This window comes from Pueribacillus sp. YX66 (assembly GCF_041725775.1).
In the GTDB taxonomy this organism is placed as follows: domain Bacteria; phylum Bacillota; class Bacilli; order Bacillales; family UBA6769; genus Pueribacillus.
In genome coordinates this window covers 1-25,125 of record NZ_JBEUEL010000005.1, presented here as the reverse complement: position 1 = coordinate 25,125, position 25,125 = coordinate 1, and the positions used below count along the sequence as shown (strand labels likewise).

The following is a 25,125-nucleotide window of genomic DNA, read 5'->3' as shown; positions in this document are numbered from 1 at the left end:
CTATATTTTTATAATTAAGAATAAGCCAAACACCAATAAGTTTTAAAAAATGCAACAATTAGCGCGCGACAATCAACATTGTTGATTCATCAAGCTCATGAGCTGCCGCATCGAGGATTTTTTCCAAATTTTTGCTTGTATCTTGCAGTTCTTCTTTAGTTTGTCTTATAAAAATAGGCATACCTCCGCCTTTAACGTTTTCGGCTTTCGTCGTCACTATGGCAATAATCTTCGCATTGTTTTGACTCATTAAAGATGATCTCCTTATTTTCCTTTATTTGCTTCATTCGGCAAACGAATTGCACTGTCCAAGACAGGAACTTGTTCTAACACCGTTTTAATCTGTTTAAAATCACGTTCCTCCGGCATAAGAAATAAACCGAGTCTTCCATCTTCCATTTTTCTTTTTGACAACGGGATGATGTCGGGTTCACCCTCATCTAAATACGCGCCTAACACGTTCGCTACTTGATGGAGCATCGCTTGCCGCTGTCCAAGATTAGATATTGTAACTGCGCTATTTTCATTTTTGGGGATTACGATCACACCGACAGCTCGTTCTAATATAAGCTGCTTACTTTCTTCTAACCCAACGTTTTTTATGTGAATATCGCTTACATATAAATTTGGACCGTCGAAACGAATTTCACCTTCTTGTATACTTGCGATTGCTTTTAATACTTTTCCAGACATATTTCTTTTAACGATGATGAGCATAATAAATCCAGCAGCGATACCTAGTAATGTATGATAAACAGCTAATAAAGTGCTAACGAGCGATGTAAACATCACAAGATAATTTCTGCTTTCAAATGCTTGAGCCATCCCTTCAATAAAAGGCGATCCTCTTCTAACTAGTTCAAAATCATCGACTTTTTGTAAAGTTTCACGTTCCATATTACGAACTTCACGGAATTGGGTCGCCGCTAAACCTAAAAAAGTTACTGCCGTCCAATCTGGTTCCAAAATAGAAGGGACAAAAACGGCCCCGATAAAAGCGGCTATAAAGCCAAAAGAAAGATGAATAATTCGACCTTGTGGGTAAGTTGGATATTGGCGAAAGTCAGTGCGTAGCAAAATAAATCTTGAAATTGTTCCAAAAAAAATCCCTATGATGACAGGCAGTATATATGTAGACATCATTTCCTCCATTTGTCCGTGGTGCTTATAACAGTAGAGTAACCATTACAATGGAGAATATAACAAAAAATAACCGAAAACCTATTTTGAAAGGCTTTCGGTTAAATGTTTGCTTCATTAATTTAATCTTCGTCCCATACAGTAACTTCTTTCATGACATCTCCTTGCTGAATCCGAAGGACTATATCCATTCCGTCAATGACTTGCCCAAACACCGTATGAACCCCGTCTAAATGAGGCTGTGGTTCATGAACGATAAAAAATTGACTTCCGCCTGTATCTTTTCCAGCATGAGCCATTGACAATGAGCCTGCTACGTGCTTATGAGGATTTCCTTCTGTCTCACATTTGATCGTGTAGCCTGGACCACCCGCGCCAGTCCCTGTCGGATCTCCTCCTTGAGCTACGAATCCTGGAATTACACGATGAAATGTTACTCCATTATAAAAGCCTGAATTCGCCAGTTTTTCAAAGTTTGCTACTGTATTTGGTGCTTCATTAGGAAAAAGTTCAATGATTATTTCCTCTCCGTTTTCAAATGTAATTTTACCTTTTTTCATTATCGTTTCCTCCACCCATATTATATTAAGAATTTGTTAACACACTTTTAAACGGTAAATCTTGAGAAAGAAGATCTTCATAGGACTCTCTTTTAATGACAAGCTGTGCTTCTCCATTTTCTACGAAAACGACAGCTGGTCGGGGAATGCGATTATAATTGTTACTCATTGCATATCCGTATGCCCCTGTACTAAAAACAGCTAATATATCTTCCTCGCTTGGTTTAGGCAAAGGGATATCCCATATGAGCATATCACCAGATTCACAGCATTTTCCAGCGATGGAATATATACCATTTTGAGTCTCACTCGCTCGATTAGCAAGTATCGCTTCGTATTTTGCCTCATAGAGCGCAGGACGCAAATTGTCCGTCATTCCACCGTCAACGGCAATGTAATGTCGAATCGATGGAATTTCTTTTTCTGAGCCTACAGTATACAAAGTTGTTCCAGCATCTCCGACTAGTGAACGGCCTGGTTCAATCCAAATTTCAGGCATATCTGTTTGCAAACGTTTAGACTCTTCCCGAACAGTATGCACGATGTCATGAACGTAATTTTTTAATGGGATCGGTTTATCTTCTTTCGTATACCGAATACCAAACCCACCGCCTAAATTTAAAACTTTAGGTACAAAACCAAACTTCTTATGCCACTTTTCAATATAGGAATATAATGTTTTTGCAGCTAAAACAAATCCTGTCGTTTCAAAAATTTGCGATCCGATATGGCTATGCAAACCTAATAAATTAAAGTGTGGATGATGTTGTATTTGTTTAATTGCTCGTTCAGCTTGCCCGCTTTTCAGATCAAATCCAAACTTTGAGTCTTCTTGACCTGTTAAAATATAATCATGCGTTTCCGCTTCTATTCCAGGAGTTGTCCGAATTAATACAGACACAATTGTGTTATATTTTTTCGCAACTCGTTCAATAAGGCTTAATTCATAAAAGTTATCGACAACAAAACAGCCAATTTTTGCTTCGACAGCCATTTCAATTTCAGCTAAACTTTTGTTATTTCCGTTAAAATGAATGCGTTCCGCCGGGAAACCGGCAGCAAGTGCAGTGTAAAGTTCTCCTCCGGAAACAACATCCAAACTTAATCCTTCTTCATGCATCAGTTGTACAATTGCTATGCAAGAAAAAGCTTTACTTGCATATGCAATTTCATACTTTACATCTAGATCATTAAAGGCTTTTTTTAATTCATTCGTTTTTTGACGAATGAGTGCTACATCATATACAAATAACGGTGTTCCAAACCGCTTAACTAAATCAACAGTATTGACCCCACCAATATTTAAGTGCCCCTTGCTATCTATATGACTCGTACCATGTAATTTCATTGTCTACTCTCCTAATAATCTACATCGTGCATTACAAAACATTCATCAGTTAAATTTAACATAAAAAAAGACCGAATTCAAATTCGGTCTGTAATCTTTTACGTTAGTTTTAGTTTACTCAAATAAGACTTCTGTATTGTAAATTTCTTCGATTGTTTTTCCTTTCGCTCTTTTTAAAACTTCAAGTCTTGCATTGAGTTGACGCATCATATATGCAGCACCATCTTCTTTTTTAATTCCAAATGCGCTCACATCATCAGGTCGCAACGTATTGTTCATTTCAATCGCGATTGGCATTAGGCTTTGAAGTTTATTTAAAATATAATCAAGCATATCCGAATCTTCAGAAATTATACGTTGTAATAAATATGTTCCAAACCCAATATGTCTTGATTCATCACGCTTAATGTTAGAAATGCCTTCGAGCAATCCTGGCATTTTATTAATCTTCTTCAAACTCTCATAAAATGCCCAATATCCTGTTTCTGCCAATACCCCTTCTGCAAACATATTATAAACGATACATGCATCTGCAATAGCCTTTGGAGATTGATCGTCGATTAAACGCTCCATCGTTTCAGGCAAAATTTCATCGAATAACTTTCGATATATGGGAGTGTGATAAGAATTTAGATCTTTTTTAACACCGATATGACTTAATAGTAAGTTAAAAAAGTCGACGTGTTTCGCTTCCTCAAAGACAAAGGTTGTTAAAAACATTTCTTCTTCAAGGTGACCCGTTTTTGAAATGGCGTAAATAAGCGGTAAAATGTCATGGGTCACCGCTTCTTCAGCACTATAAAAAAAAGCAATGAGTTGAAGTGTTTGATCACGTTGAAGTTCAGTTAACGATTCCCAATCTTCTTTGTCTTGGCTGAAGTCAATATCTCTCGGATCCCACGTTCCTAGTCTTTTTGCCTTTTCGAATAATCGAAACGGCATAGAGTTACGATTAATTCCTTGTTCACTCGTTGAAACATAATGCCGCATTTTCATTCCTCCAATGTAAATTTTCTTTTTTTCACTTTAAACTAACTATTAAATTGGGGAAGTGAACGGTCTTATGATGTTTATTCTATAATTAGATTACATTTTTTACCTAACAAAGTCAATATAATTGTTAAAAAAATCTAAATATTTTTTATTTTATGTGACGCCGAATAGTTATATTGCATTCGGCGTTTTATTTCTTTTTCTGATTTTGTGGATTGACAATACTTGGGCGAAACGATGAAAACGGTTGGGCTGTGCGGACTAACACATGAAGAAACGCTTTCGGATGAAATGGAATAAACGGCCATAAATAAGGAGTATTTAAATTTTTCACATGAACTAAATATAAAATGACAATTGTAATTCCAATCATTAAACCAGGTAATTTAAATGCTAAAACGAGCAATAACAATAGTACACGCACTAATTTATTAGCAACGCTTAATTCGTAGCTTGGAGTCGCATAGTTCCCAATGGCGACAACGGCTACGTATAAAATGACTTCATGTACAAACAAACCGACTTCGATTGCAATTTCACCGATTAAAACAGCAGCGATTAAGCCCATTGCCGTCGCTAATGGTGTCGGTGTATGAATCGAAGCCATTCTTAAAAGGTCAATTCCAAGTTCAGCAATCAGCAGTTGCAAAATGATCGGAATATTTGAATCTTCATTAGGACCAATAAAGTCTATCGTTTTCGGAACTAAATCAGGCTCAATAATGTATAAGTACCATAAAGGCAATAACAAAATAGAGGCTAAAATTCCTCCCACGCGAACCCAGCGTAAATAAGCTCCAACTGTTGGAGTTTCTCGATATTCTTCAGCGTGCTGTAAATGATGAAAATAGGTTGTAGGTAAAATAATGATACTTGGGGATGTATCTACGATAATGAGAACATGACCTTCAAGTAAATGGACAGCTGCAACATCCGGTCGCTCAGTGTAACGAACGAGTGGAAACGGATTCCAACCTTGTTTCATAATATATTCTTCTACGGCTCGATCAGCCATAGGGATTCCATCAGTTACAATGTTACTCAATTCTTTTTTAATTAATTTAATAAGACCCGGATCGGCAACATCATCTAAATAACTAATACAGACATCTGTTTTTGAGCGCTCTCCGACTTGAATAATCTCATTTCGCAATTTTTCATCGCGAAGTCTTCTTCGGATTAACGCAGTATTTTCAATAATATTTTCAGTAAACCCATCACGTGCACCGCGGATGACTTTTTCAGTATCTGGCTCTTCGGGTTGTCTGCCTGGATATTTTCGAACATCAATAATAAAGCAATCTGTTTCATTCTCAACAAAAATGATGACGAGTCCACTTAGCAGTTCATCGATCGCTTCATCAAGTTTATTTGACGTTTCGATTTGTTGGTGGGGCAGTTTGTTGCGAATATATTTTTCAATCGCCATGTCCTCTTCAAATGTCTGATCAACCGTAGCAAATAGTTGTACAATGACTTCTGTGTCACATAAACCATTCACGAAGTAAAGCAATACTTCTTGACCAAAATAGGAAAAGGTTCTTGAGCCGACATCAAAGCTAGTACCTACTCCAATTCTTTCATCAACATATCGTTTGTTTTCTTGTATGTTACGACTAATCTCTCTCATGAAACGAATACACCCCTTATCCAAATCGAAATGGATCATATACAATCCATTGAAATAACGATCCTAGCACTTTTCCAAAAGCTATGGCCATAAGCAGCAGAATGATTTTATTGCGAAAACCAATCCGCTTCGATAAAATCGGTATAACATTTAATACTTCAAATAAAGCTGCCGCTAACATGCCTATGAAGATTCCAGTCAATGATCCGATGATAACAAGGAATAGATGTGTAAATTGAAATGAGAAATCTGTTAAACTTATCCAGCCAAATAAAGTCGCTCCAACAATAACTGACCATTCATAAAAGCGCAAGAAATTGCGTGTTTTTGTTAAATGAATGAGCCTAGGAATGACTCCTAAAATTGTTAAAAAAGCAACGAGTCCGCTACCGACTGCCAATCCGCTTGCCAGACCTATAAATATAACGAATAATACGGTAAAACCCATTATTCATTTCTCTCGCTTTTATTTTCATGAACAATTAAATATTGATCGAGATCTTGTTCATAGTTAAACATTTCAATATCGAGCGGACTTGGCTCCTCATTAAGCTTTTTCTTAAATAAATGATTAAAAAATAAAATCATACCTACCCCTAAACCGATGGAGTATGGGATTTGTAAAAGTAAAGGAAATTCGATTTTATTTCCTGTCACCATGAAATAAATATGTTGATGTACTTCACGCATGCTTACATCTTCATGAAAATACATGATCGCTAATCCACTTCCAAAAAACAACAAAAGCCAGACAAATATAAAAAGGATGAAAGAACGGTTCTTTTTTTGCTCTCTCACCCGGACGACAGTTTGCGTTAGGCCAACCGATTCAATTTCAATAATTGGATCATATTCGTATATCGTATCGATGACATGTAATAGATCAATTATGATAACGTTATGATCTTTTTCCTTCACTTCATGTACAATTAATGGACCTAATTTTTCACATATTTCTTTATTCCCAGCTAAGAAAGTTGTATCTTGAATTGATATTTTATCGGATAAATTAACTTCAAGCTGATGTTTCATTTTCACATAAATCGTAGGCGTATCCATTAATATCAATCCTTTCCCACCATCTTTATTATGGGGAAAATGAAACACGGATATGCTTAAAAAGGGGATGGGAATTATTGGAAAATATTATCTGAAGCTGAATAAATCATTGCTATGGAAGCTCGCTCAACGTTAAAAATCAGATGAGAGTCAGTCTCCCATCTGATTGCGAATTTCAACTAAAATTTTCTTTTCAAGTCTTGAAACTTGGACTTGGGAAATACCAAGTCTTTCTGCTACTTCAGATTGTGTTTGGTCTTTATAATAACGTAAGTAGACAATAAGCTGTTCTCGCTCTTCTAGATGTTCAATCGCTTCGCGCAATGCAATTTTGTCAAACCATTTTGCATCTGTCGTATGATCGACGATTTGATCAAGTAACGTGATCGGGTCACCGTCATTTTCATATACGGTTTCATGAATCGATGCTGGAGAACGTGATGCTTCTTGCGCTAACGTAACTTCCTCAGGCGAAATTTCTAAGTAATTAGCAATTTCATGAACTGTTGGTACACGACCTTTTTGTTTCGACAGTTCATCTCTTGCACGTCGAATTTTGTTTCCAGTTTCTTTTAAAGAGCGACTCACTTTCACTGTTCCATCATCACGAATGAAACGTTGAATTTCACCGATAATCATCGGAACAGCATATGTAGAAAATTTTACATCGTATGAAAGATCAAATTTATCTACAGATTTTAATAACCCAATTGATCCGATTTGAAAAAGATCATCAGGTTCATAGCCACGATTTAAAAACCGTTGAACAACTGACCAAACGAGACGCATATTTTTTTGGACGATAATGTCTCGTGCAGATGTGTCACCGTCTTGACTTCTCTTAATTAAGTCTTTAATTTCACTGTCTGTTAAGTACGATTCTTGAAAATCCTTTTTCACTTCGACATCCATAAGTCGTACTCCTTAATTAAATAGCGCTTTGTTTTTTGATAAATATTTCGTAAGGCGGATCGTCGTACCTTTATTGACATCCGTTTCAATGTCGACAACATCCATAAAGTTTTCCATAATTGTAAATCCCATACCGGAACGTTCTAATTCGGGTTTAGAAGTGTATAGTGGTTGCCGTGCTTCGGAAAGATTTTTAATTCCTACGCCTTCATCTTTTATAGTAATATGTACCGTATCATCTTTTTCGAGCGTTACTTCAATGTAAACTTCACCATTTTCATCGTTCTCGTAACCGTGGATTATCGCATTTGTTACCGCTTCAGAAACGACCGTTTTAATTTCTGTCATTTCGTCCATCGTAGGATCTAATTGAGTAATGAATGCAGCGACTGTCACTCTTGCAAAAGATTCATTTTGACTTAAAGCAGAAAACTGAAGCTTCATTTTATTCATTGTTTACGCCACCCCCAACGTTTGTAATGCATTTGTTTCATTTTCCTCTAATCGAATCACTTTAAATAAGCCACTCATATCAAACAAACGTTTTACTTGCGGGGATATGGAGCAAACGATGATTTCACCTTGTCTTTCTTTCACTTGTTTATATCTGCCTAAAATGACTCCAATTCCTGAACTATCCATAAAAGAAAGAGCTTCTAAATTTAAAATAATATGTTGAACACCATTTTCTTCTAATTCATATTCAACTTTGTTACGTAATTCTTCAGATGTGTGGTGATCGAGTTCACCTTCCAATCGAACGAGCAATACAGTTTGTTTTCTTTCCAATTTGATGTTTAGACTCACTTTTCGATTCCTCCTTGTGCAATCGTCTAGTGAGTCTTTCTACTTTTAATAGAAAATTCCTTCTACATAACAAAACTAGTGGAAAAACGATTGAATTCGGCACAAGTTTATCACATGTCAATGAGAACATATTTTCTTATCGTTTAAACAGGCGTTTGAAAATTTAATAAGTCCTGTTTACCGAAACGTTAATTGTTGAAGTGTACGTTTAAATAACATCCACCATGATGCTTTGACGATATCATCTGCTGATACTAATGTAGTTTCTGATAGCACGTCCCCATTTTTCTTTAAAATTAGCGTACCGATCGGTTCGCCTTTTTTAATCGGTGCTTTTAAATCTTTTTTTAGCTTGACAGATTCAGTTATATTATCAATGTCTTCACCTTTTTCATGAAGTATGGAAACGACATCATCTGTAATTACTTTCACTTTTCTTTTTGATCCTTTACTAATTTTCAGTTCTTCTATCATTTCACCGCGTGCATATAGATTGTCGATTTCGAATTGGCTAAAAGCATAATCAAACATTTTTGTAATATCACGGTTGCGTTCTTTCGTATTTTGCGCTCCCATAACGACTGAGATCATACGGAGATTGTTTTTTTTCGCTGTAGCGGTTAAACAATATTTTGCTTCATTCGTAAAGCCTGTTTTTAATCCATCAACCCCATCATAAAATTTCACTAACCGATTCGTATTAACGAGCCAAAATTTTTTGTCAGTATTTTCTCGTAAATAATCTTCATAAATGCTTGTATAGTTCGTAATTTCTTCGTACTTTAAAAGTTCTTTTGCCATCATCGCCATATCATAAGCTGAAGAATAGTGATTTTTCGCAGGAAGACCTGTCGAATTAGTAAAATGTGTATTTTTTAAGCCGAGATCATTCACTTTATCATTCATTCGTTTTACAAATTCTTCTTCTGTTCCTGCAATATGCTCAGCTAGCGCAACCGATGCATCATTTGCAGAGGCAATTGCAACAGCTTTCAATAACTCCTCAACAGTCATTTCCTCTCCTTCTTCAAGAAAAATTTGCGAACCACCCATTGACGATGCTCTTTCGCTCGCACGAACTTTTTCATTTAATGTTAATGTCCCTTTATCAATTTGCTCCATGATTAAAATCATCGTCATTATTTTTGTCATGCTAGCGGGTGGAAGTTGTTTATCACTCTCTTTGTTATATAAAATTTTTCCTGTGTCTCTCTCCATTAAAATGGCTGAAGGTGATTCAATTTTTAAATCTACGCTTTTTGCAAATGCTAATGATGAAAACCAAAATAATGTAAGCGTGATTGCGCTTAAAGCAATAAGTAGTTTTTTCAAAAAAACCCCTCCATATTTAACAATTTTTCACGTGCTCACCGTCTTGAATCCCCATTTCAAGATATAGATGAATTGCAATTAGTTGGCGGAAGACAGATATAAGTGTTGCTACCGATTAGCTACGTTAATAGAAATGCTCATCGTATGTCATTCGATGCTGTTCTGTTGATGAGTCTTACTTTATACGCTCATTATTTCCAATATTTTTCAGACTATTCATTTTCTGTCAAAAATAGCCGACTTTATAAAAGTCGGCTTTACTTATAGATATTCACTTCTTGAACGAATACGCAATTTTCGCCATTTTTGCAGTCGTTTCATCATACGAGACTAAATCATTTGCTGTTAGTTGTTTTAATGATGTTTTCCCCATTGCACGTAACCCTACTTTCATCTCTTCAATACATGAATTTAAATAGTTAAATCCATATGTACTTCCTTCTTCAATGTTAAATTCATTTTGTTTTGAACCTGTACTCCATATTGTTTGCGATGGTGGCTCCCAAGGTAAAGCTTTTAAAAATTGATTATGATTGATTGCATATACCATCGATGAACCAATATAAATAGCATCGGCACCAAGTGCTAACACTTTTAAAAAATCTCCGGGTACGTATAAACCTCCTGATACAATGAGACTTATGTCTTCTTTAAGTTTTCTTTCTCGTAAATATGCATCAGCTCTTACAATGGCATGAAGGGTTGGAATGCCAAAATCGTCTTGTAAGATCGGAGGAGCTCCATGTGTTCCACCTTGCCCACCGTCAATGACTATAAAATCAGAACCTATTTCAATTAATCTCTCCAAATCTTCTTCGATTTTTCCACCTGCAGCAATTTTATAACCAATTGGAACGCCATTCGTAGCCTCACGAAGAGAGGATGTTAACTCTTTCAAATCAAAAAGAGTTTGATTTTCAAAAAAATGTTCATGAATGACAGCATCTTCATTATTTTGGATTCCAATTATTTTTTTTACATCGTTTGGAATCGCTGAGGCTGGAATTCGATCGCCTAAGCCCGCTAATCCGCCTTGACCTAGTTTAATTTCGATCATATCAGCATCGCGAATGAAAGATTCATCTTTTCCCCATGATGTTTTTGAAAATTGTAAAATATATTTATACGTCGCCTCTTTTTCTTCTAATAAAAGTCCACCCTCACCTAAGTTAACAGCTGTTTTTAGCTTGGCAGACGAATGAGCCATTGATAGTTTTGCTTTTTTACTTAGAGCTAATCCATATGCCATCGCACCGATCATAATTGGGATTTCAATATGCATTGGTTTTTTCGCTTTCGGACCAATTTTTGTTGATAAGTCAACTTGTTCATCCTTATCAATGGGGAAAGGCGTTGTTTGTGCGGGTATAAAAGTAATATTGTCCAAGCCTGGCCATTGTTTTGAGGATCCAATTGAACGAAAGAGTAATTTACCATGTTCTGCACGAAGTTGGTTTTCTACGAACTTTACGACGCCAAACCGAATAATATTTGGGATAGTTTCAAACAAGTTTTCCTCATAGTCATCACTAAACAAAATTTTCATCATTGAAACAAATAATTGCTTCGTTACCCACTTCCAACTAACTATAAGTAATAACAATGTAACGATAAACGGTGTAAAAGCGATTAGTAAGATTGTCAGCACTTTTATTCCACCTTTAGTTTTGATTACGATGTGCTTTTTGTTTTATCCACGAAATGAATAGCAATAGAAATGGAACTGGATAGAGAAGAATTAAATAAGTGTAAACGTTAACCGTTTCTTCGAGACGATAGTGTTCTTTAGAAATGTAAAGGGTTCCAAAAAATACGATTAAAATTAAAATGGCTCCCACTATTCGTTTCACCCATTTTGAAACAAATGGTGCTACACCAAGATCATATGTAAATCGAAAAAAAAGACTGCATCGTATATATGTACCGAATGTCATTAAGATCATGGCATATGTATCAAATCGGTCAATAAAACCTAATTGAATGATTCTTACAATCTCTGTTGCTGGATATAGAAAATTATCTGCTTGTTCAAGTCCAAAAATTGTGATGACTCCGGTCGTTGTCGAATTCATCGTAAGCGCATTTAACAAAATAGCAATGCTCCAAATTAAAAATGTTCGTTTTTCTTTAATATTTTTGAGCGGAATAAATAAGAGGATGAATAATTCAACCCATATACTGATAAGAATTAGCGTACCCAAAAACACAGGGCTCCAACCGAACTCTAGTATTGGCGTGAGCTCTCCCCAATCTTTTTTTGCTGAATCCATTAGTGTAACGGTATGGCCAGTAATCAGGCTAATAAACGTGAGAACACCTGCGGTAAGTGCAATTCTTTTAATACCTTTTATAGCTGCATAAATAAAAAAGAGCATAAACCAGATGATAAGTGCGATACGTGGTGTTTCAGGCAAAAAAACGATGTAAATGAGATCAACTAACGCTGAAAGCGATAGTACTGTTAAAAATAAAAAATAAACGATAAAAAGCATAACAAAAATTTTCCCAATTGATTTGCCTAAAATGTTCAAAGCGATTTCACTTGCTGATTGCTTCGGATAATTTAGTCTCAATTTGTAAATCGCATATGCAAATGCAAATGCAGCGGGAAGAGATAAAAGAACTGAAATCCACGAATCTCTGCCTGTAACATCAATCATTAACGGAAGGATGATAACATGTCCCATAATTGGAATTGTCATAATTATAATAAATAATGTTTCCCATTTTGTTAACATGTCATCTCTCCTTCCTCTATAGTACATTTATTTAATAAATGGAAACGGTACGTTATTCGGCTTTTTCTCCCTATTTTTGATGCTTTTCTGAATTAATCCTTGATGGTCAAAATTAACGTTCACATTTAGCGAAATCGAAGCATTTGAGAATACTTCATTCCATTGAGAGTGAATGTTTTGCCATTCTTTCGGATATTTTCGATACGTTTTTATCCCTATACCGGTTATGTCCGTTTTGAGATCATCTTGTAATTTATTTAAAGTTGACCGTATATCATGTTCTACCTTATTCGATATTTTCTCTTCAATTTCTTTAAACCAATGTTCAGTTGGATCGTGTGGAGTTATGTTGTCCCCTAATGTCCCTTCAATGTTTACAGTAACACCAACATTTAAGTTTTCCCCATTTAAATGCGGCTCAATCTTCGTTTTCGATTTTGTAATTTCTAACGCAACTTTTTCATTTCTGTCTAATCCAACAGTAATACTTCCACCTTCAACTTGGTTTAAAAGCCACGTTAATCCCATTGATTCATCTGGAGTCAATCGACCGACCATTTTCTCATTTTTAATGACAGCGGTTCCGTCTAACTCTGTAATCATTTGTCCTGCATCTTCTGTCACTTTAATCATCGGAACATATGCATTTTTTAATGGTCCTTCGGCTAAACGAAAAAGCTCATATAACTTGATCGGAGTATATTCAGAAATAAATTTTGTTTGTTCAAGAGCTGAAACAACTTCAATAGCGGAAAGATTCTCGTAAAGAGTTGGAGTGTTCAAAATTTCATGCGGATCGTTTTTTGTAATAAATACATAACTATTAATTCGGTTCATTTGATCACGGCGAATGACATCCAAAGTCCGAAGAGAATTTTCCTTTGCCATTTTCTCTCCAATAATCCAAACACGGGTATGTCCAAAGTAGAGACGCCTTTTCGCTTTACGGATTAATTCACGCGCACCGTTTAACAATGAATCAGATTCAATGTCAAGAATAATATGCTCCCCTGCCCCTTGTTCTTCTGAGGGGGATTGTCCAAAATGGGTCCCTGGTTTAATTATCTCAACATTAAATATAAACTCATCACCTGATTTATTCATTCCTACTCCATGAACGAGTGCTTCATTATCGATCTCTTGGTTATTCCAACAGCCCGTTAAAAGTAAAAGTGCAGAAGTGATAAGCAAGCATTTACGAGTCATTGTTCATCACCCGTTTTCGGTAATGACATAATTCTTCTTGAACGTTTATGTGGCACGCTTTTCGGTCGATATTTTAATAACCGAGTCGGAAATCTTACAATAGAGTCTTTCCAATCACGAAAATAAAACGGTGCAAATGGTGACATATATGGTATGCCGAGAGAAGTTAATGACACCATATGGATAATTAACCCAAGCAGCGAAACAAACAATCCGTATGTGCCAAATAAACTGCTTGCGATAAATAACCCTATTCGCAGCAACGCTGCCGTTTCTGCTATTGGAGTAATAACAAAAGCAGCAATAAAAGAGAGGGAGACAATTACAACGGTCGGTGCTCCAACGAGTCCAGCTGATACTGAAACGTCTCCAAGGATTAAAGGACCAACAATACTTATAGCTGTACCGAATTGTTGTGGTAAACGTACACCTGCTTCACGAACGATCTCGAACATTAAAATCATCAAAATCACTTCCATAGCCAGTGGAAAGGGTACCGTTTCACGTGCTTGAATAATGGGTACAATCATATCTGAAGGAATTAATGCTTTGTTAAAATTAAGCGCTGAAATATACAATGATGGCAGTGTAATTGTAACGATAAAAGAAAAAAAACGAATAAATCGAATAAATGAACTGTAATACGGTCGGGCACCGTAATCTTCAGTACTTTTGAAATTTTCAGCGAAGAAAAACGGAGCAAATAAGCTTATAGGATTGCCATCAACCAATATGACTATTCTTCCTTCCATCATTAAAGCTGCAGCCTTATCAGGTCGTTCCGTATATCCGACCGTTGGAAAGATCGTATAAGGATGATCTTCAATTAGTTGTTCTATGTCTCCTGAGCCATGGATATCATCGATTTTAATTTGATTAAGTCGAGTTTTAATCCGTTCAATTAATTCGTCTTTCGCGATGTCTTTTATGTAGCAAACGGTCACACCCGTTTTTGAATATTCTCCTACCTCAATCGTTTCAAATCGTAAGGATGGGTGAGAAATCCGACGTCGAAGTAAAGATAAATTTACTCCTGTAGATTCGACAAATCCTTCTTTGGCGCCACGGACAACTCTCTCTGTATCTGGTTCTTCAATCGCACGTCTTTCAAAACCTTCTATCGAAATTAACAATCCTGTCTTGTATCCATTAACTAACAAAAGGACATTTGCTTTTAATACGTGGTCAATAGCTTTTATTACATTTTTTACTCCTATTGTTTTTTTTGTTGATAGTCTCATTTGAAGCTGTTCAAGTTTATCATTTGGTTTTTCTTCAAAGATTTGTGAAATTAATGGCTTAATTACGTTATTCCGTTTTGCGTTCTCATCAACGATTCCGTCTATCGCTACAAGCATGACATCTATCATGTCACCGTTCTTGATTTTTATCTTAAATTTACTCATCATAACATCTTGCCCTGAGCCTAGTATGCTTTTGATTGTTCTTTCATTTTCCGTTAGAACAGTTGAAAATGAAGGTTCAGTTAAATTTGAAGTTATGTTTTCAGCACTTTGTTGTTTCTGATTTATTCCTTTCATTTTCTTAAGTAGATTTTTGTAATTAGACGTACGTTTCAATTGTTCTAAGTCTCCCTCTTCGTTTCTTAAAATTAGTTTTTGATTATTTTAAAGAAATATGTGTGAAATGAGGAAAAAGACTAAAAAGCTAGCCGTTATGGATTCGGCTAGCTTCTAAAATATGGTTTTGTAGATTAATCGATTTGGTTCTTGTTTTTCTGTGGATATTGTAAATGAAGATTCAACTTGCGAGATGATATTTGATGGTTTATTGTCATTAATGTGGAGAAATGCGAGTGGTTCATTTTTCTTTACATGCTCACCAACTTTTTTTCGTAATTCGATTCCGACCGCGGGATCGATGACAGATGTTTTTGTCGTACGACCTGCTCCGAGCAACATCGCTATCGTTCCAATTTGGTGGGCAGAAATCGCACTTACAAAACCTTCCTCTTTAGAGTAAACCGGAATTTGATAACGTGCTTTTGGCAATAGGCTAACATTATCAACTACAGTTGAATTACCACCTTGTGACGCAATGAATGTTTTAAACGTTTCAATCGCTTTGCCAGATGAAATCGTTTCACGTAGCATCACTTGCGCTTGTTTAACTGATGTTGCTTTATTTGCAAAATAAACCATATAACTTGCAAGAACTAATGATAATTCCTCTAAATCTTTTGGGCCGTTCCCTTTTAATGTTTCAATGGCTTCTTTAACTTCCAACGCATTTCCTATCATGTATCCGAGTGGTTCATCCATATTTGAAATGATCGCCATTGTTTTTTTGTTATGATTTTTTCCGATTTTAACCATAGTAGATGCTAGATTTTCAGCGGAATCTAGCGTTTTCATAAATGCTCCTGAACCTAATTTTACATCGAGAATAAGGCAATCTGCTCCAGCTGCAATTTTTTTACTCATAATTGAACTAGCTATTAACGGAATGGAGTCAACCGTTGCTGTTACATCTCGTAGACTATAAAGTTTTTTGTCAGCAGGGGTTAAATTTTTCGTTTGACCGATGATAGCGAGCTTTTGTTGATTAACTAGATGTATAAAATTTGACATTGACAAGTCTGTGTTAAATCCTGGAATAGAATTTAATTTATCCACTGTTCCACCTGTATACCCAAGCCCTCTACCCGACATTTTTGCAACGGGGACACCTAAAGAAGCAACGAGAGGCGCTACGATTAATGTCGTCGTATCTCCGACACCACCAGTACTATGCTTATCAACTTTTATTCCATTAATATCAGATAGATCAAGCTGTTCTCCTGACGCGACAAGAGCTTCTGTTAAATATGTTAATTCAAGCTCTGACATACTATTAAAATAAATAGCCATTGCCCATGCAGATATTTGGTAATCTGGAATCTTATTTTGCATGTACTGATTGATAATAAATTGAATTTCTTCATATGAATGTTCTTTATTATCCCGCTTTTTTTCGATTAAATCGACCATTCTAAACAAATCACTTTCCCCCTGATTACTCTCCCAATGTTATGATGATTTCTTTCACGAGCTTCTTAAAAAGTGGTTTTGCTTGATTTGCAACTGAAACCACTTGTTCATGTGTTAATGGTTCAAGCTCTTCTGCAATCGCCATATCAGTTATACAGGAAAGTCCTATGACTTTCATTTGCATATGATTAGCGACGATAACTTCAGGGACTGTTGACATCCCCACTGTATCGGCACCAATGTAACGAAGCATTTTCAATTCTGCTTTTGTCATATAGGAAGGTCCACTTATTCCGGCATAAACTCCTTTTTGAATTGGGATGTTCAATTTTTGTGCGAGATGCAGAACGTCGTTTTGCAGTTCAGGATCGTATGCACGGCTCATATCTGGAAAGCGAGGACCGAATACTTCCTCATTTGGTCCAATTAATGGATTATCTCCTGTCAAATTGATATGATCGGTGATTAGCATGAGATCACCTGGCTGAAAGGCTCTGTTTAAACCACCACATGCATTTGTAACGAGAAGTTTTGAAACGCCTAATTGATAGAATACACGAATTGGAAATGTAACTTCTGCCATCGAATATCCTTCATAATAATGAAAGCGACCTTGCAAGATGATAATGTTTTGATGATTTAATTTACCAATGACAAGCTTGCCCGCATGTCCTTCCACGGTTGACTTCGGAAAATGCGGAATATTAGAATAATCGATCGCTACTTGTTGTTCAATTTCGTTAGCTAACTCGCCTAAACCCGAGCCGAGTACAATTCCGATTGTCGGGACAATCGACGCCTGTTTCTTGATATACTGGGTTGCTTCCTGTACTTTTTTAAGCAATTCACCCATGATTAACATCCTTCCTCGCAATTTCTTTTACTAATTCTTTCATAAATTTTTTAAAGCTCGCTTTGACTCTTTCTGTCGTTTCGATTACTTCTTCATGGCTTAATGGTTCGTCTAAAATTCCTGCGGCCATATTTGAAATACATGATATACCGAGTACATCAATGTTACTTTCAAAAGCAAATCGTGCTTCAGGAGCTGTTGACATACCGACTGCATCGGCACCAAGTTTTTGAAGCATATAAATTTCCGCAGGGGTTTCATATGAAGGACCTGACATTGCTGCATAGATCCCTTTTTTTAGTGGTATTTGTGTGCGACGAGCCACGTTTTCTGCTTTGTTCAAAAGAGCTTTAGAATAAATCATCTGTGGCTGAAAATGTTGTAACTTACTCGATGGAACGTTTTGTTTATCATAGAACAGTTGAATGTGATCGGTAATGAGCATTAAATCACCTGCAGAGAACGAACGGTTTATTCCACCGGCAGCATTAGTCAATATAAGTTGTTTCACTCCTAATCGTTTCAAAACCTTGATCGGAAAAACTACGTCTTGTAAAGAATACCCTTCATAAAAATGAAATCGTCCTTGAAGCATCACGACATGAGTATCAAGCAACTTTCCAATAGCTAGTTGACCTTCATGGCCTGATACAGTTGACAGAGGAAAATGAGGAATTGTCTCATAACGAATAAAAACTGGATTTTTAAGTTCATTTACGAGCTCCCCTAACCCTGAACCAAGAATAAGCCCAATCGATGGTGAAACGTTTACTAACGATTCAATATAGTTACAAGCTTCGACCGCATGATTGTCCATTACTACTACTCCTTATTAAATCTCATGAAGAAAGCTATCGCCATGTATTGGGAGAGCGATGTCAAAGTTATGAGCAATTGTTGCACCGACATCAGCAAATGTTTTTCTAATCCCTAATGACCTTCCTTCTATGATATTGTTGTGGTAAACGAATAATGGGACATATTCTCGCGTATGATCTGTGCCGTGAAAGGTCGGATCATTTCCATGGTCAGCGGTAATGATGAGTAAATCATTATCGTTTAGCTTATTTACGATCTCAGGAAGCCGTTTATCAAATGATTCTAGTGCTTCCGCATAACCAACTGGATCGCGTCGATGCCCGTACAAAGAATCAAAGTCAACTAAATTTACAAACGAAAGACCGGTAAAGTTCGTGTCCAAGTTATATAATAATGTATTCACTCCGTCTTCATTCGATGTCGTACGCATATGATGCGTAATTCCTTCTCCATCAAAAATGTCATAAATTTTCCCGATTGCAATGACATCGAAATTCGCATCTTTTAGATCATCCATCACTGTCCGTTCGAACGGTTTTAACGCATAATCATGCCTGTTTGCTGTACGTATAAAGTTTCCTTTCGTACCGGTAAACGGACGAGCAATGACTCGACCGATTAAATAATTGCGTTCTTTCGTCAATTCCCTAGCGATTTTACAAATGTGATAAAGCTCTTCGAGTGGTACGACATCTTCATGAGCTGCAATTTGTAGAACGGAGTCAGCTGAAGTGTAGACGATAAGACTGCCTGTTCTTATATGCTTTTCGCCAAGTTCCTGAATTATCTCTGTGCCTGATGCCACTTTGTTTCCAATGATTTTCCTACCTGTTCGCAATTCGAGTTTTTTAATTAACGATTCATCAAATCCATTCGGGAATGTCCGAAACTTTTCTTTTAAGACAATCCCCATTAATTCCCAATGTCCTGTTAGCGTATCTTTACTCTGAGAAGCTTCTGCCATTTTCCCGTAATAAGCGAGTGGATGGTCTACCTTTGAAACTCCTTTAATCGGTTTTATGTTACTTAAGCCAAATTTAGCTAAGTTTGGCATATAGAGTCCATTCACATATTGACCAATGTGACCTAACGTATCAGAGCCTGTATCGCCAAAAAGATGAGCATCAGGTGCCTCTCCGATTCCAACTGAATCAAGCACGATCAAAAAGATTCTTTTAAAATCTCTTTCTCTCATATCGACACCACCAAAAAGAAAAATTTAAGCACGAGGGTGATAAAGTTTATAAACATCCTTTAATCGTTTATTCGTTACATGTGTGTAAATTTGTGTTGTTGAAATGTCAGTATGGCCTAACATTTCTTGAACGGAACGTAAATTAGCCCCATTTTCCAATAAATGGGTGGCGAAAGAGTGCCTTAATGTATGCGGAGTTAATTCTTTGTTAATTTTTGCATCAACTGCTAACTGTTTAACGATTTTCCAAAAGCCTTGTCTCGTTAATCTTCCGCCTAGTCGATTTAAAAACAATGCTTGCTCTTCAGTACATTTTACCATTTCGGGACGCCCTCGATTAAGATAATTTATTAACGCTTGTTTTGCGAGCGAACCGATCGGAATCAGTCTTTCTTTATTTCCTTTACCTATCGTTTTTAAAAACCCGATTGATAAATGAAGATCATTTAAGCTTAATTGTGTAAGCTCTGATACCCGAATTCCTGTTGCATATAACAGTTCTAACATTGCCTTATTTCGAAGCCCATACGGTGTGCTTTCATCAGGTTGAGCTAATAAGCGTTCAACTTCTGACTGCGAAAGCACTCTTGGTAACTGTCTGGTGAGCTTCGGGGAATCAATATGTACCGTTACATCATGTGTAATCCTTTCGTCGCGATATAAAAATTGATGAAAAGATCTAATCGCGGAAACGGTTCTTGCAATCGATGTAACCGCCCTTTTTTGTGTTTGGAGATCGTTTAAATAATCAACAATATGGGAACGTTGTACACTTTGTAAAGATTGAAGCGAATGTTTTGAGTTTAAAAAGCGGATATAGGCCGATAAATCTTGTTTATAAGCAGAAATTGTATTTTTTGCAAGTTTTTTCTCTACAATTAAGTAATGTAGAAAATCTTGAATCTCATCTTTCATATTTTTCCCCTTTTTATTTACTGCGTACTGTAAAAAGTTTTTAATGAAAAAATGTAAAACCCTTGGTATTAATGAACTTAAGGGTAAAAAGTGTTCTCCCCCCCTTTATGAGAGGAGATACTGAGGCTTTACATTGAGTGACAAGAATGATAGGCTATAAAGCCTTGCGCAACAAGGATTGCTGCGTCTTTGCGTAAAGAGTCATGCTCGTGGAGGCTCAATGTCAAGCCTTCAATTTTCGGAGAGTTTTCATAAATCTTTTGACATTACCATTTACTGTGAAAACTTTAGAAATAGTTTAATTCTATCTACTAACGTCGATGAGGTGTCATTCGATTCATTCGGCGTGTTTACTTTAATTGCATTTCCTTTCGGTTGATCATATCGATTATAGTTTTCATATTCTTCGTTAATCCACATTAATCCGAAATAAAAAAATAATGTGCAAATCATAAAAATGATAAAAATTTTAATTGTATGTAAAAATATACGAAATATACCCATACCTTTTCACTCCAGTCAATCTGACTTGATTGTCGGCTTTTTTCGTAAGATTTGTTTCAGTTGAACGAAACTGTTCCATACCGCTGGCAGAATGCTTCGCTTTCCGCAGGCACGATCTCAGCGTCCGCCGTACAGGCAGTACAAGTGTCGGTGACGTCACAGGACGTGACGGTTGTCACGGACCTCACTCGTACCTCGCTGCGGGATCTTCGGACTCATGCTGTTCCTGCTGGAGTCTGCATTCTGCCTGCGCTCGGTCGATTTCACTAGTTTAAACTTACCTTCTCTTGTGTGATTACTTGTATATACATTCGTCAATCGCCCTACGCTTCAAAAACATTGCACTACTGTGCAGTTTATCGATATTGTGTTAAAAATAACAATCTTTTAGAAAGCAGCCTTATAGTAAAAAGATATGGCAAAAATGCGGAAAAATATACCTCTACATTTTAACATTACCTTATAGATTTCTTTCCATCAAATAAAAACATGACCGGTACATTAAAACCGGTCATGTTTCCTTATAATCCTAGCTCCTTAGCAATAATTGTTTTCATAATTTCAGTAGAACCCGCGAAAATCGTATCCACTCTAACATTGCGGTAATGTTTAGAAATTGGATATTCTTCCATATAACCATAGCCGCCGAACAGTTGAAGAGAGTGATAGGCGACTCGGTTTGCCATTTCAGATGTCCACCATTTTGCCATTGACACTTTTGAGACTGAAATTTGTTTTCCGTCAAGATGATCGTTAATTAAACTTTCGATGAACGTACGTGCGATTTCTATTTCTGTTGCCATTTCAACGAGCTTAAAGCTATTTGCTTGAAAAGAGCTAATTCGTCTACCAAATGCTTTTCTTTCTTTTGCGTACGTAAGGGCTTCGTTATACATTTTTTCTGCAGCAAGCAAAGAGCCTAATGCTGCAACAATACGCTCTTGCTGTAAGTTTTGCATTAGGTAATAGAACCCTTTTCCTTCCTCACCTAATAAGTTTTCTTGTGGAACGCGACAGTCTTCAAAAAATAATTCAACTGTGCCATCAAGGTGACGTCCCATTTTTTTCAGTGGAGCTGATTTTTCAAAACCTGGTGTATCGGCATCAACGACGATTAAGCTTAAGTTCCGATGTCGCTTTTCATCATTACCTGTTTTACAAGCAACGATGACGATATCAGCATTCAAACCATTTGTAATAAATACTTTTTGTCCATTAATGATGTAATCGCTTCCGTCTTTCACAGCTGTCGTTTGAATAGCTGCTAAGTCAGAGCCTGTACTAGGTTCGGTCATAGCAACAGCAGTTAAAATATCTCCAGATGCACAGCCAGGCAACCATTTTTGTTTTTGCTCTTCATTACCAATTAAGTGTATATAGGGTACGACAACGTCTGAATGGAGCCCAAATGGGATACCGACATCTGCTCGAGCCATTTCTTCGATGGCGATAACTGAATATTCAAAGCCTAATCCAGAACCTCCGTATTTTTCAGGAATCCATGGACAAAGAAACCCTTGTGAACCGAATTTTTTCCAAACGGAACGTGGCACGTTCATTTCTTCTTCCCATTTTTTATAGTAAGGTACGACTTCTTTTTCATAAAATTTCCTTAACGATTGTCGAAACATTTGATGCTGTTCTGTATATTTAATAGCCACGATACTCCTCCTAAATGTCTATTGTTGTTGTTTTTGTGTAACTTCCCGATCGCGAAGAACACGTTTTAACACTTTTCCTGCAGCACTTACAGGTATTTCATCAATATACTCTAATTCACGGATCTTTTTATAAGGAACAACTTGTTCATTAACAAATTTCATCAGTTCTTCTTCCAAAACTGATTCATTTTCTTTTAGCGTGACGTAAGCTTTCGGTATTTCACCTACCTCAGGGTCTGGCTTCCCGATGACCGCTGCGTTAGCTACTGATGGATGGGTAAATAATATCTCTTCAAGTTCACGAGGATAAACGTTATATCCTTTATAGATGAGCATATCTTTTTTTCGATCGACAATTGAAACGAATCCGTCTTCATCCATTACGCCAATATCCCCTGTTCTAAGCCAGCCATCTTGTAAAACAGCTTTTGTTTCTTCCGGTTTGTTATAATAGCCTAACATCACTTGTGGTCCCTTTAAGCAAATTTCACCTTCAACACCTGCTGGTAATGCTTCATCACCCCCGTCAATTGGACTAATTTTTACTTCTGTATCAAAGACTGGGATCCCAACAGTTCCTACTTTACGAGTTCCTGATTTAAAGCTTGGATTTGCGAGAGCCCCCATCGTTATTTCTGTTAAACCATAGGCTTCGTTAATAATTGCATTTGGGAATCTTTTTTGAAGGGCATTAATAAGTTCGACGGGTAATGGTGCTGCTCCTGAATTTATCTTTTTCACAGAAGATAAATCACGTTTCATAAAATCTGGATGGCGAACTAATGCAACGAAAATGGGTGGTGCTCCACCGATGTTTGTCACTTTATATTTTTCAGCATCTTGTAAATACAACTCTGGGTCAAATCGTTGATGAAGAATTAGGGTTGCTCCGCCGAGAAATGGATTATTTAAATAGCCAACCGTTCCCATCGCATGGAACCATGGAGTTAAGTTGACAAGTTTGTCTTCACCAGTTTTTGAAAGATATTCTTCAATTCCACCAGTCAATTTTTCATCAACGGGTTCAATGATAAGTCCATCGTTTGTAACTTTGGGTAAATGAGCGTTTCCCCAGCAATTAAACTGAATCGTATTCGTTACCACATTGTAATGTGGCAACATAACCCCTTTGGATGGACCTGTTGTGCCACCAGTATAAGCGAGATGAGCTAAATCTTTTTTCGGATCAATCGAAACATCTAACTCTTTCGCTTCACCTTTCATTACGAATTCGCGGAAACTGACCCAGTTGTTATTAAATTTGGATGTATCTATAAACTGGTCTTCGAGAACTTCTTTATCTCCGGTAACAATTGCAAGCTGAATATTCGTGTTCGTATAGACTGCTTGAATAACGGGTGCAGCTAAATCCCATGTCACAACAGCTTTTGCACCACAATCGTTTAATTGATAAGCGAGGTCTTTAGGTGGAAGAAGTGGGTTTGTGGGAGAAAAAGTTGCACCGCTTAATAAGATTCCATAATAAGCGATAACATACTGCGGACAATTCGGCATATGAATCGCGATGACATCGCCTTTTCCGAACCCGCTATTACGAAGAGAATTTGCAAACCTTAATGCATCTTCGTAAAGTTCTCTGTAAGAATACTGCTTGTCTTTGTAAATAATGGCAGTATGTTCACCAAATCGATTGGCACTTCCTCTTATGATCTCTCCTACTGGTAATACAGGGTAATCAATACTTGTCGGCATTCCTTTCGGCCAAAATTTATGCCATTTTTCTTTCATATTACTTCCTCCTCTCACGAATTTGATTGCTTATGTAATTCATGGTAGCGTATTCATTTCTGATAGTCAATAAGATTATGAATAATCAGATAATAGTTAAGGAAATTGAGTAGAGGAAGGTGATTAACCTTCCCCTCTCACACCACCGTACGTACGGTTCTCGTATACGGAGGTTTCATTAAGTCCAACGCATTGTTTGATATCTGTTCAAAAGACTTTTCAGACCTAGTCCTCGCCAGTTTTTGTTATCAAGAGCTCTGTGCAGGATAGGACTGTTAGCAATTCGCCAGTAAGCCTTGCGGCTATTTGTTCATTCCCACGCTTTTTCTCTGTCTACACCTAATTTGACGAGATTTGTCTGTTTCGTTTTTATCTTCTTCCATTCTTTCCATCTTATCATTCGCAATCTGCGCCTTATCCAGCTATCCATATCTCGGAAAATTGTCGGTGTTTCTGCTAGTTGATAATATCCTAGCCACCCTACTAAATATCGATTCAGTCGTTCAATTCTATATCCCATGCTTATGGATTGTTTCCTTGATGTTAGCTCACGGACTCGCTGTTTGAAACGTTTGATGCTTTCTTTGTGGATTCGTATCCTTGGATTCTCTCTATGGGATGTGAAAGAAAAGCCCAGGAATTTGCGTTTCCACGGGCGGTCTACCGCACTCTTCAGTTCGTTTACTTTTAGTTTTAATTTGTTTTCAATAAATT

At 36.8% G+C, this 25,125-nt stretch carries 24 protein-coding genes and 1 pseudogene; all 25 read right to left on the bottom strand.

Translation table 11 applies throughout. The features are described 5' to 3' along the window. Positions 1 to 58: 58 nt before the first annotated feature. On the bottom strand, positions 59 to 250 hold the full coding sequence (locus tag ABU914_RS03470) for a capping complex subunit for YIEGIA (protein ID WP_379668366.1): 192 nt from the start codon (positions 248 to 250) through the stop codon (positions 59 to 61). A 14-nt stretch (positions 251 to 264) separates the two neighbouring features. Next, positions 265 to 1,140: a YIEGIA family protein gene (locus ABU914_RS03465; protein WP_379668365.1), complete on the bottom strand. Its 876-nt coding sequence runs from the start codon at positions 1,138 to 1,140 to the stop codon at positions 265 to 267. Between the two features lie 122 nt (positions 1,141 to 1,262). Beyond that, the gene (locus ABU914_RS03460) at positions 1,263 to 1,700 is read right to left on the bottom strand and encodes a peptidylprolyl isomerase (RefSeq protein ID WP_379668364.1); all 438 of its coding nucleotides are present in this window, start codon (positions 1,698 to 1,700) and stop codon (positions 1,263 to 1,265) included. Positions 1,701 to 1,725: 25 nt separating this feature from the next. Further along, entirely contained in the window at positions 1,726 to 3,048 is a 1,323-nt protein-coding gene (gene lysA, locus ABU914_RS03455) for a diaminopimelate decarboxylase (RefSeq protein ID WP_379668363.1), read from the bottom strand. 114 nt (positions 3,049 to 3,162) lie between these two features. Beyond that, positions 3,163 to 4,038: a R2-like ligand-binding oxidase gene (locus ABU914_RS03450; RefSeq protein WP_379668362.1), complete on the bottom strand. Its 876-nt coding sequence runs from the start codon at positions 4,036 to 4,038 to the stop codon at positions 3,163 to 3,165. A gap of 193 nt (positions 4,039 to 4,231) precedes the next feature. Beyond that, positions 4,232 to 5,671, bottom strand: a complete 1,440-nt coding sequence (locus ABU914_RS03445) for a spore germination protein (protein ID WP_379668361.1) — start codon at positions 5,669 to 5,671, stop codon at positions 4,232 to 4,234. Between the two features lie 16 nt (positions 5,672 to 5,687). After that, entirely contained in the window at positions 5,688 to 6,119 is a 432-nt protein-coding gene (locus ABU914_RS03440) for a stage V sporulation protein AB (protein ID WP_379668360.1), read from the bottom strand. After that, on the bottom strand, positions 6,119 to 6,730 hold the full coding sequence (locus tag ABU914_RS03435; RefSeq protein ID WP_379668359.1) for a stage V sporulation protein AA: 612 nt from the start codon (positions 6,728 to 6,730) through the stop codon (positions 6,119 to 6,121). Before ABU914_RS03435 ends, ABU914_RS03440 begins: the two co-directional genes overlap by 1 nt. A 150-nt stretch (positions 6,731 to 6,880) precedes the next feature. After that, positions 6,881 to 7,642, bottom strand: a complete 762-nt coding sequence (gene sigF / locus ABU914_RS03430; protein ID WP_379668358.1) for an RNA polymerase sporulation sigma factor SigF — start codon at positions 7,640 to 7,642, stop codon at positions 6,881 to 6,883. 12 nt (positions 7,643 to 7,654) lie between these two features. Beyond that, a complete protein-coding gene (gene spoIIAB, locus ABU914_RS03425) occupies positions 7,655 to 8,095 on the bottom strand; it encodes an anti-sigma F factor (RefSeq protein ID WP_379668357.1) in 441 nt (146 codons plus the stop codon). Positions 8,096 to 8,098: 3 nt separating this feature from the next. Continuing rightward, positions 8,099 to 8,449 carry an anti-sigma F factor antagonist gene (gene spoIIAA / locus ABU914_RS03420; RefSeq protein WP_379668356.1) on the bottom strand — a complete coding sequence of 117 codons (351 nt, stop codon included), beginning with the start codon at positions 8,447 to 8,449 and terminating at the stop codon, positions 8,099 to 8,101. Between the two features lie 177 nt (positions 8,450 to 8,626). Beyond that, positions 8,627 to 9,781, bottom strand: coding sequence for a D-alanyl-D-alanine carboxypeptidase family protein (locus tag ABU914_RS03415; protein WP_379668355.1), 1,155 nt, complete (start codon positions 9,779 to 9,781; stop codon positions 8,627 to 8,629). Between the two features lie 271 nt (positions 9,782 to 10,052). Then, positions 10,053 to 11,429, bottom strand: a complete 1,377-nt coding sequence (locus tag ABU914_RS03410; protein WP_379668354.1) for an FMN-binding glutamate synthase family protein — start codon at positions 11,427 to 11,429, stop codon at positions 10,053 to 10,055. 13 nt (positions 11,430 to 11,442) lie between these two features. After that, positions 11,443 to 12,519 (bottom strand): GerAB/ArcD/ProY family transporter, encoded by a 1,077-nt coding sequence (locus tag ABU914_RS03405; protein WP_379668353.1) that lies wholly within the window; start codon positions 12,517 to 12,519, stop codon positions 11,443 to 11,445. 27 nt (positions 12,520 to 12,546) lie between these two features. Next, positions 12,547 to 13,725 carry a Ger(x)C family spore germination protein gene (locus ABU914_RS03400; protein WP_379668352.1) on the bottom strand — a complete coding sequence of 393 codons (1,179 nt, stop codon included), beginning with the start codon at positions 13,723 to 13,725 and terminating at the stop codon, positions 12,547 to 12,549. Then, a complete protein-coding gene (locus ABU914_RS03395; protein ID WP_379668351.1) occupies positions 13,722 to 15,305 on the bottom strand; it encodes a spore germination protein in 1,584 nt (527 codons plus the stop codon). The genes ABU914_RS03400 and ABU914_RS03395 overlap by 4 nt, the downstream gene beginning before the upstream one ends. 114 nt (positions 15,306 to 15,419) lie before the next feature. Next, entirely contained in the window at positions 15,420 to 16,715 is a 1,296-nt protein-coding gene (locus ABU914_RS03390) for a pyrimidine-nucleoside phosphorylase (protein WP_379668466.1), read from the bottom strand. Between the two features lie 25 nt (positions 16,716 to 16,740). Beyond that, positions 16,741 to 17,568, bottom strand: coding sequence for a purine-nucleoside phosphorylase (locus ABU914_RS03385; protein ID WP_379668350.1), 828 nt, complete (start codon positions 17,566 to 17,568; stop codon positions 16,741 to 16,743). After that, entirely contained in the window at positions 17,561 to 18,385 is an 825-nt protein-coding gene (locus ABU914_RS03380) for a purine-nucleoside phosphorylase (protein WP_379668349.1), read from the bottom strand. The genes ABU914_RS03385 and ABU914_RS03380 overlap by 8 nt, the downstream gene beginning before the upstream one ends. 15 nt (positions 18,386 to 18,400) lie before the next feature. After that, positions 18,401 to 19,582: a phosphopentomutase gene (gene deoB / locus ABU914_RS03375; protein ID WP_379668348.1), complete on the bottom strand. Its 1,182-nt coding sequence runs from the start codon at positions 19,580 to 19,582 to the stop codon at positions 18,401 to 18,403. Positions 19,583 to 19,606: 24 nt separating this feature from the next. Next, on the bottom strand, positions 19,607 to 20,497 hold the full coding sequence (gene xerD / locus ABU914_RS03370) for a site-specific tyrosine recombinase XerD (RefSeq protein WP_379668347.1): 891 nt from the start codon (positions 20,495 to 20,497) through the stop codon (positions 19,607 to 19,609). 273 nt (positions 20,498 to 20,770) lie between these two features. Next, entirely contained in the window at positions 20,771 to 21,001 is a 231-nt protein-coding gene (locus tag ABU914_RS03365; RefSeq protein ID WP_379668346.1) for a YqzK family protein, read from the bottom strand. Positions 21,002 to 21,522: 521 nt separating this feature from the next. Next, positions 21,523 to 22,665, bottom strand: coding sequence for an acyl-CoA dehydrogenase family protein (locus ABU914_RS03360; RefSeq protein ID WP_379668465.1), 1,143 nt, complete (start codon positions 22,663 to 22,665; stop codon positions 21,523 to 21,525). Positions 22,666 to 22,680: 15 nt separating this feature from the next. Further along, entirely contained in the window at positions 22,681 to 24,411 is a 1,731-nt protein-coding gene (locus ABU914_RS03355) for a class I adenylate-forming enzyme family protein (RefSeq protein ID WP_379668345.1), read from the bottom strand. 178 nt (positions 24,412 to 24,589) lie between these two features. Then, positions 24,590 to 25,125: pseudogene (locus tag ABU914_RS03350) on the bottom strand (group II intron maturase-specific domain-containing protein); the annotation flags it as partial.